Source organism: Patescibacteria group bacterium, from assembly GCA_041667185.1.
Lineage (GTDB): Bacteria > Patescibacteriota > Patescibacteriia > SG8-24 > SG8-24 > JBAYFM01.
On the sequence record JBAYFM010000003.1, the window covers coordinates 11,401 to 27,050 of the forward strand.

Below are 15,650 nucleotides of genomic sequence, written 5' to 3' on the forward strand. Positions count from 1 at the left end.
CATAGATCATTTTGTCGCTTTTTTCTTTTGCTTTAACCGTGGTAAACTGAGCTCCATATGTCGTTATTCGAGGGCGTCAAAAAGGTCCACATGGTCGGCGCGGGCGGCATCGGCGTTTCCGCCGCGGCCAAGCTTTTGGCGCACGAGGGCAAGATTGTCACTGGATCCGATCTCGGGCGCAACGAGGCCGTCGGCGAACTCGAAGCGGCCGGCATCCGCGTGAGCCTCGGCCACGCGGCGGAGAATCTGCCGGCTGACGCCGACCTGCTCGTCTATTCGTCCGCCGTCTCGGCGGCCAATCCTGAACGGGCCGAAGCCGCGCGCCGGGGCATCCGCCAATTGAGTTACTTCGAATTCCTCGGCGAGTATTCGCGGACCAAATGGACGATCGCGGTCTCGGGCACGAATGGCAAGAGCACGACCACGGCCATTCTGGGACTCATCCTCGAAGCCGCGGGCCTCGATCCGACGGTCATCGTCGGCTCCAAGGTCCGGTCGTTTCCCGATCAGAACCTGCGCCTGGGCCGCGGGAAATATTTCGTCGTCGAAGCCTGCGAACATCAGGCGCACATGCTGGAGCTCGTGCCGCGGATGATCGTGCTCACCAATATCGAGGAGGATCATCTGGATTATTATCGCGACCTCGAACATATCCGCGCCACTTTCCAGAAGTACGTCGGGTCGCTGCCGACTGACGGCGCGCTGATCCTGAACGCCGATGATCCGGTGAGCTGCGACGGCCTTCAGCCGCCGGTCGCGCCGCGGACCTATGGTTTCGCCGGCGCGGCGGATTATCGCGCCGCGGACACGCGTGTCGGCGGCGGCCGCCAGAGCTTCGTGGTCTCCGGTCCCGGCGGCGGGCTCGGACGCTTCGAATTGCCGTTGCCCGGCAGCTTCAACATCATGAACGCGCTCGCAGCCATCGCTGCCGCCAGCGAACTCGGCGTTCCGGACGAGATCATCAGGCGGTCGCTCGCGGGCTTCCCCGGACTCTGGCGCCGTTTCGAAAAAGCGGGGGAGCGCGGCGGCGCGCCGATCTATTCCGATTACGGCCATCATCCGACCGCGGTCGCCGGCACCGTTCAGGCCGCGCATGAATTCCATTCGGATCGCCGCGTCGTGCTTTGTTTCCAGCCGCATCAGCACAGCCGCACGAAAAAACTTTTTGAAGAATTCGTCGCTTCCTTCGATGGCGCCGACGTCCTGGTGCTCGCCGAGATCTTCGACGTGGCCGGCCGGGAAGAGTCTGCGGACAGTGATGTCAGTTCCGCCAAGCTCGTCGAAGCCGTGCTCCGGCGCGACGCCGTGAACGGCCGCGTGCGGCCGGTCTTCCATGCCGCGGATCCGGCGGCGGCCAAGCGGATCCTCATTGAACTTCTGCGCCCAGCGGACGTCTGTCTCGTGATGGGCGCCGGCGATATCTACAAGATCGCCGCGGAACTCGCTGATCCTCGCTTATGATCGAACAGCTCCGGCAAAAGATCTCGCCACTGGTCCGCGCGGGCGTGCCGCTCGCGCCATTCACTACTTTCCGGATCGGCGGTCCGGCGGAATATTATTTCGAAGCGCAGCGCGCCGACGACGCAATCCTGGCTGTCCGAACCTGTCGGGAACTGCGCCTTCCTTATTATGTCCTCGGAGGCGGCTCCAATCTGCTCGTGAGCGATGAGGGCATCAAAGGCCTGGTCATCCGTCTCGTGAATCGCGGCCTCGTCATCGAGGGTGACAAGGTTGCTGTGGAAGCCGGGACGCCGGCCGGTTTCGTCGCCGTGAAGACCGCCGCGGCCGGACTCGTTGGTTTCGAATGGGCGGTCGGTCTGCCGGGAACGATCGGCGGCGCGATCCGCGGCAACGCGGGAATGTTCGGCGGCGAGATGAAGGATTCCGTCGAAGCAGTGCGCGTTCTTCTGGCCGACGGCCAGGACCGGATCATGACCAAGGCCGAGTGCGGGTTCGCTTATCGCGAGAGCATCTTCAAGACTCTGTCGGGCGCGACGATCCTGTCTGCAATCCTGGCGCTGCAGCCCGGCGCTGATCCGGCCGCGGCCCAGGCGAAGATGCGCCAGTATCTGGCCGACAAGGCGGCCAAACAACCGCTCGACAAATACAGCGCCGGCTGTGCGTTCAAGAACTGGAAGCCGCGGGATCCCGAGACTGAACTGCCGATCATCCGCAAGACGCTCGATCTCAACAAGGACGAGTCGATCCCTTTCACCAAAGACGGCGGCATCCCCGCTGGCTGGATCATTGACCGCGCCCAGCTCAAGGGCTTGAAAGTCGGCCATGCCGCGGTCTCGGAAAAACACGCCAACTTCATCGTGAGCGACGGCCAGGCGAACGCTTCCGAGATCATCGCGCTCACGTCCGCTATTAAAATGAAGATCCGCGATCTGACCGAGGGCGTGATCGAACTTTTGGATGAGATCGAATACGCGGGGTTTTAGGGAGTTGGGGAGTCAGGGAGAGACGGAGTCAGGAAGTGGCGAAGAGACGGAGCTTGGTAGTCATGACTGTTCCTTGACTCCGCCACGTCGCTCGCGAACGACATGGCTCCGCATCTTCGTCTCTCCCTGACTCCGTCTCTCCCGCACTCCTACACTTCAGCACTCCTGCACTCCCGCACTCTCCCATTCCCCCAACCCCCTCTGGTCCTTTCCCGCCGTATCCGGTAATATGGTTGGGCTTAATACTTCGAAAATTCATCAATAAACACTGACCGAAAATCATTATGCAGGTCGATATCAAAGCCACGGGGATGGAGCTCACAGATGCTCTTCGCGCTTTCGTCCAGGAGAAAATTGACATGCTTGACGCCAAGACCGTCCGTTTCGGCGACGTCGTCCGCGCCGAGGTCGAGGTCGGCCGGACCACTGCTCATCACAAGAACGGCGAGGTCTATCGCGCCGAGATCCACGTCCGCCTGCCGGGCAAGGTCGTTTACGTCGAGTCGTCCGATGAGGATCTCTACGTCGCCATCAATCAGGCCCGCAAAGAAGCGGAACGCGAGATCATCGAATACAAGGATATCCACGACAGCCAGAAGAAAGGCCGCTGAAACTAAATCCGGCGCACATCTATCCGCATGTCCTTGCTGACCAAGATCTTCGGCGACCCCAACGAGCGTGTTCTGCGTTCTTACGCCCCGATCATCGATAAGATCAACGCGCTTGAGGCCGAATATTCTCAGTTGTCTCCGGACCGGCTCCGGGAGGCGAGTTTGGCGTTGCGCGCGCGGCTTGCCGCCGGCGAGAGCACCGATCAGATCCTGCCCGAGGCTTTCGCGCTCTGCCGCGAGGGGGCCAAGCGCACGCTCGGCCAGCGCCATTTCGACGTCCAGCTCATCGGCGGCATCGTCCTGCACCGCGGCCAGATCGCCGAGATGCGCACCGGCGAAGGCAAGACGCTCACTTCGACCTTGCCGATCTACCTGAATGCGCTCACCGGTCTCGGCACGCACGTCGTCACGGTCAATGATTATCTCGCCCGCCGCGACGCGGTCTGGATGGGGCAGATCTACGACTTTTTGGGACTGACCGTCGGCTGCATCAATCATGATTCCGCTTTCATCTACGATCCGACCTGGAAAGCGCCGCCCAAGGAGACGGAACTCACCGGCGCCGACCTTGAAGCCGCGGCCGCCAAGGAACAAGAGGGCGCGACCGACAAGAAGCGCGACGAGACCGGCTCGTTCCTCGTGCAGATGGATTACATGCGGCCGGTGCCGCGTCGCGAGGCTTACCAGGCCGACATCACCTACGGCACCAACAACGAGTACGGTTTTGATTTCTTGCGCGACAATATGGTCATGCGGCCGGAGTCCCGCGTCCAGCGCGACCTGAATTTCGCCATCATCGACGAGGTCGATTCCATCCTGATCGACGAAGCGCGCACGCCGCTCATCATCTCCGCCCCGGCCGAAGAGGCCGCGGAGATCTATTACCGTTTCGCCGAGCTTGTGAAGCGGCTCCAGGCCAACGAGGACTATAACGTTGACGAGAAGATGCGCGCGGCGACGCTCACCGAAGCCGGCATCTCCAAGCTGGAGAAATGGCTGAACGTGGAGAATATCTACGAAGCCGGCGGCGTCTCGACGGTCCACCACATCGAGTCCGCGCTCAAGGCCGAGACGCTCTATAAGCTCGACCGCGATTACGTCGTCAAGGACGGCGAGGTCATCATCGTTGATGAGTTCACTGGGCGGCTGATGTACGGCCGGCGCTATTCCGAGGGTCTGCACCAGGCCATCGAGGCCAAGGAAGGCGCGAACATCCAGCGCGAGAGCCAGACCTTGGCCACTGTTACGTTCCAGAATCTTTTCCGCATGTACAAGAAGCTCGCGGGAATGACCGGCACGGCCGCGACGGAAGCCGAAGAGTTCTCCAAGATCTACAACCTCGACGTCGTCGTGGTGCCGCCGAACCGGGAGTCGCGCCGCGCCGACCTGCCGGATCGCGTCTATAAGAATGAGACCGGCAAGTTCACGGCCGTGGTCCGCGAGATCAAGGAGCGCCACGAGAAAGGCCAGCCGGTGCTTGTGGGCACCATTTCCATCGAGAAGAACGAGATCCTGGGCGAGTTCCTGCGCAGCGAGGGCATCCCGCACGAACTCCTGAACGCCAAGAACCACGAACGCGAGGCGCAGATCATCGCGCAAGCCGGCCGCGCCGGCGCCGTGACGGTCGCCACCAACATGGCCGGCCGCGGCGTGGACATCATCCTCGGCGGCAATCCGCCGGACCCGACCGCGGCCGCGAAGATCCGCGACCTCGGCGGCCTCATGGTCCTCGGCACCGAACGCCACGAATCCCGGCGCATCGACAACCAGCTGCGCGGCCGCTGCGGCCGCCAGGGCGACCCCGGCGCCACCCAGTTCTTCGTGTCCATGGAGGACGATCTCATGCGCATCTTCGGTTCCGATCGGATGAAAGGCCTCATGGAACGCATGGGCATTCCCGAAGACATGCCGATCGAGAACAAGATGGTCTCGAACTCCATCGCCGCCGCCCAGCGCAAGGTCGAGGGCCACCACTTCGACATGCGCAAGCATCTCATCGAATACGACGACGTCCTGAACAAGCACCGCGAGGTCATCTACCGCAAGCGCCGCGAGATCATGGATACGCCGCCCGCCGACACCGCCGCCATCCGCGCCCGGGCGCTTGCCCTGGTCGAAACGGAGATCGAACAGGTGGTGCTGTTCCACACTTCGAGCGAGGACGAGAAATCCTGGAATCTGAAAGAGATCTACGAGGTGGCCGGTACCGTTTTCCCGGTGCCGGAATCTTTGCGCGTCGACCTCGGCCGGTTGCGCGAGACGGCCGGTTCGAAATTGCAGGACGCCGAAGCCCGGACCAGGATCATCGAACATCTGATGGCGCTCGCCGGCGCGGCCTACGACGATCTCGAGAAGCGCTTCAACGAAGCTGCGCAAGGTTTCGGTTCATTCGCCGAAGCGGTCAAGGGATTGATGCTGCGCGCCATCGACGTGATGTGGGTGGAGCACCTCGACGCCATGGAGCATATGCGCACCGGCATCGGTCTGCAGGGCTATGGCCAGCGCGATCCGCTCGTCGAGTACAAGCGCCAGGCTTACAGCATGTTCAACGAACTCGTCACGGCCATCAACAAGCAGACGGTCTATTCGCTCTACAAGATCGCCACGGCCCGGGAGATCGCCGGTTCGCTCATGGAGCGCAAAGGCGTCCAGTTATCGGCGCCGTCCAAAGGCGGGGAGAACGGTTCTTCATCCCACAAGGAAGACAAGGTCGGCCGCAACGATCCATGCCCGTGCGGCTCGGGGAAGAAATTCAAGAAGTGCCACGGGCAATAAAAAAAGCCCCGGGCGGTTCAGGCGCCGGAGCGTTTGAAGGTCTGTCCGCACTTGGGGCATTTCCGGCCCTTCGGCAGAAGAACTTTGCAGGACGGGCAGTAGAAGCGAAAACAGGTGTCCTGTATATCCGGAAAGAACAGGCAGATCGGGCAGAAACCATCTTTGTCCAGGCGTTCGTCGCAGGGCGGGTCGTCGTGGTGCAGGACCAGTTTGGCTTTCTTTGCGGTTTTTTTCGCAACTTTCTTCATTCAGGCCTCCTGTTGATGCAAGGAACGACAGAAAGATAACGCGGCCGCGGCGGCCGGTCAAGAGACGCCGACTATGCTGTGATATGCGATATGAGCGAGAAATTTGAACCGACATCAACATTCGCCGAGAGCGAACCAGCCATCCTTGATCGGCCGGAGTTTCAGGATTTCATCCGGGAGCGGCAGATCCGACCGGAGGACTTACCCCTGGTCGAGGAATTGGCGGCTTTTCCGAAAGACCTGGCCATCGCGGAGCTGCACAACCTTTTCAATGCGAATCACGAACGCAGCGGCCAGGCGTTGGAGAATCTGCTGCTCCACGCGCAGGACGGACAGAAAAAGTCGTTGTACGGAACGGCGCTGCGATTTTTCCAGGCGTACGACTGGACCGTGAGCTATAATCTGACGCGTCTGCTGGAAAAGATCTGAAAGCGAGCAGTGATCAATAGGATAGCAAAAACCCCAGCCAAAGCCGGGGTTTTTACGTCTCTTCGATAGCATGTGTTCGGAGAGGGTCTCGCGGTCGAAGTTCGGTATCAGGCTAAACAATGTTGCTAGATCCTGCTGATCTTCGGGACTGAGTGCATCCTGTCGTATGACGACGCGCGAGGTTTTGTACGGACGATAGGTGGAAGTTCGGTGTCAGGCTGATAACAATGTTACTGAATCCTGTCTGGCTTCAAGGTCCTCAGACCCTGCCAATAGGCAACCAATTTGTCCGTCTCAATTGCACTAGACTTTAAGATAGCATATCCTGAAGAAATTGTCAACCTAGCGACCTACTTAAGGCTAATCAGGCGCAAAATCATGAAGATCATCCTTGGTTCCGGTTCGAAGTGGCGGGCGAAGATCTTTGCTCAATTAGGGCTAGAATTCGAGACCATGGCCCCGGAGATCGACGAAAAAGCCATCCGCCGGGACGATCCCCAGGAGCTGGTGCTGGCCATCGCCGAGGCCAAAAGCCGGGCGCTTCGGGACCGGATCCAAGGACCGGCGCTCCTCATCACTTCGGACCAGGTCGTCGCGGTCGGCGGCCGCGTCCTCGAAAAACCGCGCGACGAGGCCGAGGCGCGCGAGTTCATGCGCCGCGCCGGCGACCATCCGGCGGAGACGATCACCTCGATCAACATCTTCAATACGGAGACCGGCCGGTCGGTCCAGGGCGTCGACGCGGTCCGGATCTTCATGACCGGTCTTCCAGACGCCGTGATTGACGCGCTCATCGCCAAGGGCGACGTTTTCACCTGCGCCGGCGGCATCGACATCGAGGATCCGCTCGTCCAGCCGTACATCAAAAAGATCGAAGGCGATCTCGATTCCGTGATCGGTCTGCCGCTCAAATTGACCCGGCAGTTGCTAGAAGAGGCGAAGTCTGGTGTATAATGCGGAACACTATGGTCCTCAAATCCAATCCGCTCGTCTGTCGTTTGCTCGAACTCGAATTGCCGACCGCTGATTTTGCCGTGTTCGGCAGCGGTCCCATGATGGCTCGCGGCTGGCGCGACAGCCGGGATCTCGATATCGTCGCGCGCGGCGCGGCCTGGGACAAGGCCAGACAGGTCGGCGTCGAAAGCTTCACCGCTGACGGCGCGGTGAAATACGTGATCGGACCGATCGAGGTCTTCGATTCCTGGGCTCCGGGCCAGTGGGACGTGAACGAACTCATCGACGGGGCGGAGCTGATCGACGGCGTGCGTTTCGTGTCGCTCGAGAACGTCATCAAATGGAAGCGGCTCATGGGCCGCCCGAAAGATCTCGAAGATATCAAGCTGATCGAGGACCGATTGCAGCCGAAATAAGCCATTCCGGCCCGCCAGCGGCCGCATTGACGGGAACGCGTTTTTGTGTCAATTTGGCAGGTCAGCCGCGCTGCGGCTGGACCTGTTTTTTGACAATCGACAAAAAAGGGGTCGGCGATGGATATCAACGACAAGCGCAAGATCGCCAAGAATTGGCGCGAGTACCTGGCTGAGACCGGGGAAAGTCTGAAGGTCTTCCGTTGGGTCTGGCGGGATCTGATCGATCCCGCAAGCAGGCGCCTGGCGCGGCTGATGCTGGCGCTCTCCGTGGCGAGTTCCGTTTTCGCCATGGCCCAGCCCTGGCTCGTCAAGTGGATCTTCGACGGCGTCATCGCCAGGGACCAGCGCCTGATCGTCCTGGGGCTGGCTGGTTTCCTGGCCTGCCTGCTCATGCGCCAGCTGTTCCATTTCCTGACGCAGTACTGCCGGGAATACATGTTCGGCGCGAACCACGTCCGCATTGACGAACGCCTCAGTGAACTCTTCTTCGCCAAGTCGCTCGGCCAGCACCTGCGCGACAACAGCACGCTGTCGGTCGGCAACATGGAGAAGGGGCGCGGCCGGGTCATGCATATCCAGGAGATGGTCATCTTCAATTGGCTGTCCGTCCTGCTCAACCTGGCGCTCGCCTTCGTCTTCCTCTGGTATCTGTCGCTCCTGGTCGGCTTCGCGGCCACGTTGCTCACGGTCAATTATTTCGTCTGGACGGTCTTCCTCAATCGCCGCTGCCTGGAGCTTTGCGTGCCCGTTGACGCCGAATTCCGGAAGCACAACCGCTACCGGGTCGAACGCTGGGACAAGATCGAACGGGTCAAGACCTGCGGTAAGGAGCGCGAGGAGACCGAACGCATCGCCGGTTGGCTGCGGGAGATCTTCGTCCGCGACCGGGGCTTCTGGCTCTGGTTCATCCGGATGATCAATCTCCGCTCGCTCATCGACGTCGCCGTTCTGGCGCTGATCATGGTCTACGGCGTCTGGCGCGCCTGGGAAGGCGTCTGGACGGTCGGACTGCTGTATCCGCTGTTCAGCTGGAGCCGCGCTTTCACCGACAATCTCGGGGTGGTCTCGCAGATGGAGCACCAGCTGAACGCGGCGATGCCTTCGATCAAGTCGATGATGGAAGCGCTGACCGCGCCGTCCGATATCGTCGATCGTCCGGATGCGATCGATCTGCCGGCGTCCGGGTTCAGCGTCGAGTTCCGTGGCGTTGATCATACTTACGTCGCGACCGGACTCGACGAGGATGCCGCGTCCTCGGCAGCCGCCGTCGCTTCCGGCCGGATCAAGAAGGCGGTGTTGAACGACGTCAGCTTCGCGGTCGGTCCCGGCGAGAAAGTGGCGCTCATCGGTTCGAGCGGCGCCGGCAAGACGACGATCATGCGGCTCCTGCAGCGTTACATGGACCCGGAGCAGGGGAGTATCCTCGTTGGCGGCCGCGATCTGCGCGACTATCGCCTGGGTTCCTGGACCGCGGCGCTGGGTTACATCGCCCAGCAGCCTCAGGTGCTCGACGGCACCATCCGTTCCAACCTGCTTTACGGTCTGGATCCAGGGGAGCGGGAGAAAGCGACGGATGCCGATCTTTGGAATCTGATCCGCCGGCTGAAGATCGACTTCGGCGATCGTCTGACCGAAGGCTTGGAAACCCGGGTCGGACGGAACGGACTCAAACTCTCGGGCGGCGAAGCCCAGCGTCTGATGATCGGCGCAGCGGCCATGCGTCGGCCGAGATTCATGATCATCGACGAGGCCACGAGCAGCCTGGATTCTTCGACCGAAAAAGAGGTCCAGCGCGGCTTGGCCGAGGTCCTCGCCGGCGACATGAGCGCTCTGGTCATCGCTCATCGCCTGAGCACCGTCCGCAACCTGTGCACCAAATTCCTGGTGCTCCGGAGCAGCGGTGAAACGGCGGAGAGCGGACCGCAGATCGAAGCGTCAGCCGGTTCGTTCGAGGAACTCTACCGGCTGTCGCCGACCTTCCGCCGTCTGGCCGACGACCAGGGCCTGAAGCTCTGATCGCCCCGTTCTTTCTTTCAGCCGCTCCTTCGGGAGCGGCTTTTCTTATATCATGATCATGAACCGCCGGTCCGGGTCGTGGTTTGGCGGTGCGCCGGATAAAAAAACGCCCGGCAGTTTTTGACCGGGCGCAGAGAGCGATTGTTTTTCCGTCGGCGAGACGGACGCGAGTTGTTCCGGATCATCGCCTGACGACGCGGATCTTGCCATCGGCCGTCCGTTCGATGTGTCCGAGCCGCAAAGCTTCGTTCAGACCCTCGCGGATGGCGTTCAGCTTCTCTTGGTGATACTGCCGCAGGATCTCTTCATCGGTATAACCGATGCGGTGCGCGAGTCCGTCGACTAACTTTTTTTCGTCGATACAGAGGGAGCCTTCTTTGTTCCGGGACAAGGCGCCGATCTCCGAGGCGATCAGTTCCGCGCTGACACCCAAAGAACGATAGGACATGATTGTCTCCTTCCGCGATCTGATTGCGGGTTGCGTGTCTGCTTATTCATTATCACGCCTCCGGGCTTCGGGCAAGCGCTGTTTAAGCCGTTGGAACGGCGATTTTTGGAGGCTGAGGCCGTCTGATTGCCAGGGAATGTGTTCCGTAACGTCGTTACTTGTTGCCAAAACTCAGCGCCTGAATTAAGATGATTCGCGACTGCGTTTAACTTTAAAGCGAGGCGCAAGCCCTCTTTTTGTTCTGCCGCTATGGCTAAGATCTCCGTTAAGTCGTTTTTTTCCGCCATCCTGGGAGGACTGGCCTCTTTGGTCGTCCCGAAAACTCCGCGCGGCCGCGTCCGTCAGGCAGTTGTTTTCGTGTTACTGCTCATGGTCGTCGCCGGCAACCTCAGCCACCCCAAGTATTGGGATGACGCCGCTGATTGGGTGAACGGCAAGACGGGGATGAAGATCCCGCATTTCTGGAACGTGCCTTACCGCCTCGGACTTGATCTGCAGGGCGGCGCCCATCTCGTCTACACGGCCGATGTCCGCAATATCGCGGAATCTGAAAAGCCGGACGCGATGTCGGGCGTGCGCGACGTCATCGAGCGCCGCGTGAACGCTTTCGGCATCTCCGAACCGGTCGTCCAGACCAATAAGTCCGGCAGCGACTGGCGCGTGACCGTCGATCTGGCCGGCGTCAAGGATATCAGCGAGGCGATCAAACTCATCGGCGAGACGCCGATCCTGGAGTTCAAGGAAGAGAACACTGATCCGCCGCGGGCGCTGACCGCCGACGAACAGAAACAGCTCGCTGATTTCAACGCCGCCGTGACCCTGCGGTCCAGGGAGGTTTTGGCCAAGGCTGTGAAAGCGGGCGCTGACTTCGGCGCGCTCGCCGCTGAATATTCCGATGACGCCGCGACCAAGGACAAAGGCGGCGATCTCGGTTTCGTCAGCTCCCAGGGCGAGTTCGCCGCCGCGATCGACAAGATCGTGGCCAAGAGACTGAAGCCTGGAGCGGTGCTCGCCGAGACCGTTAGCGATGACGCCGCCATCCGCATCGTCAAGTACGTCGCCAATCAGGAGGCTGGCAAAGAAGTCCGGGCCCAGCACATCCTGATCAGCTGGCAGGGAGCCGAGCGCAGCGAACAGACGCGCACCAAAGAGCAGGCTCAGGCGCTCATCGCCAACCTGGCTTCGCGCGCCACGGCCGCCAATTTCGGCAGCCTGGCCAAGAGCAATTCCGATGACGCCGGCAGCGCCGCTTCGAACGGCGACCTCGGCTGGTTCGGCGCCGGCGCCATGGTCAAGCCTTTCGAGGACGCCGTTTTCGCCCTGGAAAAGGGCGGTATCTCGGCCGTCGTCGAGAGCCCCTTCGGTTTCCATCTCATCCGCAAGACCGACGAGCGGCCGCTCTACGAGTATCAGCTCGCCCAGATCCTGTTCACGAAGAAGACCTCGGCCGACATCCTGCCGCCGGCTTCGCCTTGGAAGAACACCGAGCTTTCCGGCAAGGACCTGAAGTCCTCCTCGCTGCAGTTCAGCCCGCAGACCGGCGAGCCGCAGGTCGGTTTGGAGTTCAATGATAACGGCAAGAAATTGTTCGCGGAGATCACCCAGCGCAACGTCGGCAAGCCCGTGGCGATCTTCCTCGATAACCAGCCGCTCTCGGTGCCGACGGTCAACGAGCCGATCCTCGATGGCAGCGCGGTCATCACCGGCAAGTTCACGATCCAGGAGGCTAAGCTGTTGTCCCGCCGCCTGAACGCCGGCGCCCTGCCAGTCCCGATCACTCTCGAAAGCCAGTCCACGGTCGGCGCCTCGCTCGGCAAGGATTCGCTCGACAAGAGCCTGTTCGCCGGGATCATCGGCTTCCTGATCATCGCGGCTTTCATGCTGCTGTATTACCGGCTGCCGGGCATCGTCGCCATCGTGGCGCTGCTGCTCTACACCGGCATCAACCTGGCGCTTTACAAACTCATCCCGGTCACGCTGACGCTCTCGGGCATCGCCGGTTTCATCCTGTCCATCGGCATGGCTGTCGACGCCAACGTCCTGATCTTCGAGCGCACGAAAGAAGAGCTGAAACGCGGCCGCACTCTCGGCTCGGCCATCGACGAGGGCTTCAAGCGCGCCTGGCTGTCCATCCGCGACTCGAACTTCACCACGCTCATCTCCTGCACCATCCTGTTCTACACGAGCTCCAGCCTGATCAAGGGTTTCGCCCTGACGCTCGGACTCGGCGTCGTCGTGTCCTTGTTCTCCGCCATCACCGTGAGCCGCACCTTGCTGCGCCTGGTCTCCGGTTGGCGCGTATTCCACAATTCCTGGTTCTACATGCCGGGCCTCAACCGCGCGCCGGCCGTGTCTAAATCGGACGACGAAGCCTAACCCGGCGCCACTCCTATGAGATTGCCCATCATCAAATACCGGAACGTTTGGTTCACCATTTCCGTCCTGCTCGTCATCGGCAGCATCGCGGCGCTCCTCCTGTTTCCGCTGCGCTACGGCATCGATTTCACCGGTGGTTCCATGATGGAAGTGGAGTTCACCGCCCAGATCCCGCAGGTTTCTGCTATCAGCGGCCTGCTGAACGAGGCTGGCTACAAGGATATCGTCATCCAGCCGCTCGGCGAGAAGGGGATGATCATCCGCCTGCCCGGCGTCGACGAGCCGACTCATCAGCAGATCCTCGTCGCGATGAAAGAGAAGCTGGGAGGCCTCGTGGAGCACCGGTTCGAGTCGGTCGGTCCGACCGTCGGCAACGAGCTCCGCAAGAACGCCGTCTGGTCGCTCACTCTCGTCCTCCTCGGCATCTGTTCGTACATCGCGTTCGCTTTCCGCAAGGTCTCGAAGCCGGTGGCTTCCTGGAAATACGGCATCATCACCCTGATTCCGGCCATCTTCCATGATGTGCTCCTGCCGATCGGCGTCTTCGCCGTCGTCGGCCACTACTTCATGGCCGAGATCAACTCGGCTTTCATCGCCGCCTTGCTGACCATTCTCGGTTTCTCGGTCCATGACACCATCGTCGTCTTCGACCGGATCCGCGAGAACTTGCTCAAGACGAACGGCACGTTCGAGGAGATCGTCGAGCGTAGCGTCAACGAGACTCTGGCCCGCTCGATCAACACTTCGCTGACCATTTTCTTCCCGCTCCTGTCCATCTTCCTCTTCGGCGGCGAGACGCTGAAATGGTTCTCGATGGTGCTCATCATCGGCCTCATCGCCGGCACCTATTCCTCAGTCTTTCTGTGTGCGCCGCTTCTGGTCGTCATGCAGAAGAAATCGAGCCGCTAGTCAGCCAAGCGAATAGCCACTAGTGCCGCCAGACACGTGTCTGGCGGCTTTTTGGTCGTGTTGACGGCAGTGCCGGCATTCAGTAAGATCAGCGCGTTCTTTATCAGGAGGTGAACGATGAGAATGCTGGAACGCGGCAAAAGCCAGTCAACGGTAGTTCTTTTCTCGGATGACGACAGCAGGAATCCTCATGCTGATTCGCTGGACTGCGAATGGTGCGACTCGAAGCTCGAGGTCACCATCGATGATATCCAGCTGGCCGAGGTCCCTACTGACAACGGGAACGCCGTTCCCTGGCTTTTCGTGGAGTGCGGCAATTGCCACAGGCCAGTTGTCATTTGCGACGACAAGCTGCCTCAAGAACTGCTCGTGGAGACCTACATCCTCATTCTGTACCGCCTCGACTGCCCCGGCCGTCGGCTCGTTCTTCGCGGTTCGGCCCCCTGATCTTCAGGGGGCTTTTTTTGTTCGCGCGACGTCGGTCAAAAAATAGGTGAGTATTGGGCTGTCAGCTGATTGAAATTCAGCTTAAAATAGGCTATGATTAATTTAGGCTGGCAGTAGCGTGATTTTTTGTGCCAGACCAAGCTTAATTAAGCTTCATGCCCACGATAACCATTAATTTCGATTATTTCCTTCAGCTGGGAAGCCTGCCTTTGCCGCTCATGTTAGCGCGTCTTTTTTTGGACGGCGGCTGGATCTTCATTCTCGTCATTTTCGTCCAGTTCGGCTGGATCATGTGGGTGCAGTCGCGTCAGGTCAAGTTCAACAAAGGCGTCAGATACATCCTGCTCGCGATCGACGTGCCGAAAGAGAACGAGCAGACGCCGAAGGCCGTCGAACAGATCTTCAGCCAGCTCGCCGGCGCCTATTCCGGAGCGGACAATTATGAGAAGTACTGGATCGGCAAGACCCAGTCCGTCTTCAGTTTCGAGCTGGTGTCGGTCGATGGTTACGTCCAATTCCTCGTGCATACTCCGGCCAAGTTCCGCGACCTGATCGAAGCGGCCGTCTACGCGCAGTATCCTGACGCCGAGATCATCGAGGTCGAGGATTACGCTGATAAAGTGCCGCTCAAATATCCGGATGACGAATGGGATTGTTGGGGCACGGAGTTCGCCCTGAAGAAGCCGGCGGCTTTTCCGATCCGGACGCACCTGCAGTTCGAGCACAATCTTTCGGAAGAATATTTCAAGGATCCGCTCGGTCCGATGCTTGAGATCTTCAGCTCGATGAAAAAAGGCGAGCAGTTGTGGCTGCAGTACATCATCATGCCCTGCGATGATTCCTGGAAGGATGCGAGCGCGGCCATCGCCGATAAGATCCTTGGCCGGAAAAAACCGGCGCCGAAGACGCTCGCCGATGATCTGGTCGCCTGGCCGCTCGCGGTCGTGAACGAGGTTGCTGGTTTGGGCGGTTCAGCGCCGTCGGAAAAGAAGGACGCTACGCCGAAGATGCTGCAGCTTTCGCCCGGCGAAAGGAACGTTCTCGAGACCATCCAGCTCAAAGCGGCGAAACATGGTTTTCTGACCAAGATCCGCATGGTTTATGTGGCCAAGAAAACGATCGCCAACCGCGGCAAGGTCGTCTCGCCCATGAAAGGCGCTTTCGGCCAATTCGCGGCGCTGGATTCTAATGCCATCAAGGTCTACGGCAAGGTCGCGCCGAAAGGGGATTACTTCTGGGAGAAATGGAGCGTGCCAGAGAAGACCAACAACATCATCCGCAACTACAAGAATCGCAGCGGTCGCGGCGGCAATTTCTTCGTGCTGAACGTCGAGGAGCTGGCGACTCTTTATCATTTCCCGTACAAGACCGTGAAGGCGCCGCTCATCAAGCGCACTGAGGCGAAGCGCGCCGAGCCGCCGTCGCATCTGCCGACGGCCGACATCGATGCAATCAGGCCTTTCAAGCGCAAGAAAGCGGCTCCGCCGCCGTCGCATTTGCCGGCCCCGCCGCCGGAACCTGAGGACGCCGAGGGCGACGCCGGCGACGACGGCGATGACTTGCTCAAGATCTGACGC

At 60.4% G+C, this 15,650-nt stretch carries 14 protein-coding genes; 12 read left to right on the forward strand and 2 right to left on the reverse strand.

Annotation, left to right across the window (positions count from 1 at the left end; all coding sequences use genetic code 11):
* Positions 1-57 precede the first annotated feature (57 nt).
* The 4 genes from murC (at position 58) to secA (ending at position 5,830) form a co-directional block, all read left to right on the forward strand.
* Positions 58-1,461: a UDP-N-acetylmuramate--L-alanine ligase gene (murC, locus tag WCT10_01375; GenBank protein ID MFA6603474.1), complete on the forward strand. Its 1,404-nt coding sequence runs from the start codon at positions 58-60 to the stop codon at positions 1,459-1,461.
* Positions 1,458-2,444, forward strand: a complete 987-nt coding sequence (gene murB / locus WCT10_01380) for a UDP-N-acetylmuramate dehydrogenase (protein ID MFA6603475.1) — start codon at positions 1,458-1,460, stop codon at positions 2,442-2,444. Before murC ends, murB begins: the two co-directional genes overlap by 4 nt.
* A gap of 284 nt (positions 2,445-2,728) precedes the next feature.
* Entirely contained in the window at positions 2,729-3,055 is a 327-nt protein-coding gene (raiA, locus tag WCT10_01385) for a ribosome-associated translation inhibitor RaiA (GenBank protein ID MFA6603476.1), read from the forward strand.
* A gap of 27 nt (positions 3,056-3,082) precedes the next feature.
* Positions 3,083-5,830: a preprotein translocase subunit SecA gene (gene secA / locus WCT10_01390; GenBank protein ID MFA6603477.1), complete on the forward strand. Its 2,748-nt coding sequence runs from the start codon at positions 3,083-3,085 to the stop codon at positions 5,828-5,830.
* Positions 5,831-5,847: 17 nt separating this feature from the next.
* Here secA and WCT10_01395 read toward each other — a convergent pair whose 3' ends face one another.
* A complete protein-coding gene (locus WCT10_01395; protein MFA6603478.1) occupies positions 5,848-6,078 on the reverse strand; it encodes a hypothetical protein in 231 nt (76 codons plus the stop codon).
* Positions 6,079-6,168: 90 nt separating this feature from the next.
* Between WCT10_01395 and WCT10_01400 the strand changes: the two genes are divergently transcribed.
* The 4 genes from WCT10_01400 (at position 6,169) to WCT10_01415 (ending at position 9,893) form a co-directional block, all read left to right on the forward strand.
* Complete coding sequence (locus WCT10_01400; protein ID MFA6603479.1) at positions 6,169-6,507, forward strand: hypothetical protein; 339 nt, start codon at positions 6,169-6,171, stop codon at positions 6,505-6,507.
* A gap of 378 nt (positions 6,508-6,885) precedes the next feature.
* Positions 6,886-7,461 carry a Maf family protein gene (locus WCT10_01405; protein MFA6603480.1) on the forward strand — a complete coding sequence of 192 codons (576 nt, stop codon included), beginning with the start codon at positions 6,886-6,888 and terminating at the stop codon, positions 7,459-7,461.
* Between the two features lie 11 nt (positions 7,462-7,472).
* Complete coding sequence (locus WCT10_01410) at positions 7,473-7,877, forward strand: hypothetical protein (GenBank protein ID MFA6603481.1); 405 nt, start codon at positions 7,473-7,475, stop codon at positions 7,875-7,877.
* A gap of 117 nt (positions 7,878-7,994) precedes the next feature.
* Positions 7,995-9,893, forward strand: coding sequence for an ABC transporter ATP-binding protein (locus WCT10_01415; GenBank protein MFA6603482.1), 1,899 nt, complete (start codon positions 7,995-7,997; stop codon positions 9,891-9,893).
* Between the two features lie 181 nt (positions 9,894-10,074).
* Here WCT10_01415 and WCT10_01420 read toward each other — a convergent pair whose 3' ends face one another.
* Complete coding sequence (locus WCT10_01420) at positions 10,075-10,341, reverse strand: hypothetical protein (GenBank protein MFA6603483.1); 267 nt, start codon at positions 10,339-10,341, stop codon at positions 10,075-10,077.
* 249 nt (positions 10,342-10,590) lie between these two features.
* Here WCT10_01420 and secD point away from each other — a divergent pair, with 249 nt between their 5' ends.
* The 4 genes from secD to WCT10_01440 all read left to right on the forward strand — a co-directional run bounded on the left by secD (position 10,591) and on the right by WCT10_01440 (position 15,647).
* Positions 10,591-12,717 (forward strand): protein translocase subunit SecD, encoded by a 2,127-nt coding sequence (gene secD, locus WCT10_01425; protein ID MFA6603484.1) that lies wholly within the window; start codon positions 10,591-10,593, stop codon positions 12,715-12,717.
* Positions 12,718-12,732: 15 nt separating this feature from the next.
* Entirely contained in the window at positions 12,733-13,626 is an 894-nt protein-coding gene (gene secF, locus WCT10_01430) for a protein translocase subunit SecF (GenBank protein MFA6603485.1), read from the forward strand.
* Between the two features lie 117 nt (positions 13,627-13,743).
* Positions 13,744-14,073 (forward strand): hypothetical protein, encoded by a 330-nt coding sequence (locus tag WCT10_01435; GenBank protein MFA6603486.1) that lies wholly within the window; start codon positions 13,744-13,746, stop codon positions 14,071-14,073.
* 155 nt (positions 14,074-14,228) lie between these two features.
* Entirely contained in the window at positions 14,229-15,647 is a 1,419-nt protein-coding gene (locus WCT10_01440) for a hypothetical protein (protein ID MFA6603487.1), read from the forward strand.
* Positions 15,648-15,650 lie beyond the last annotated feature (3 nt).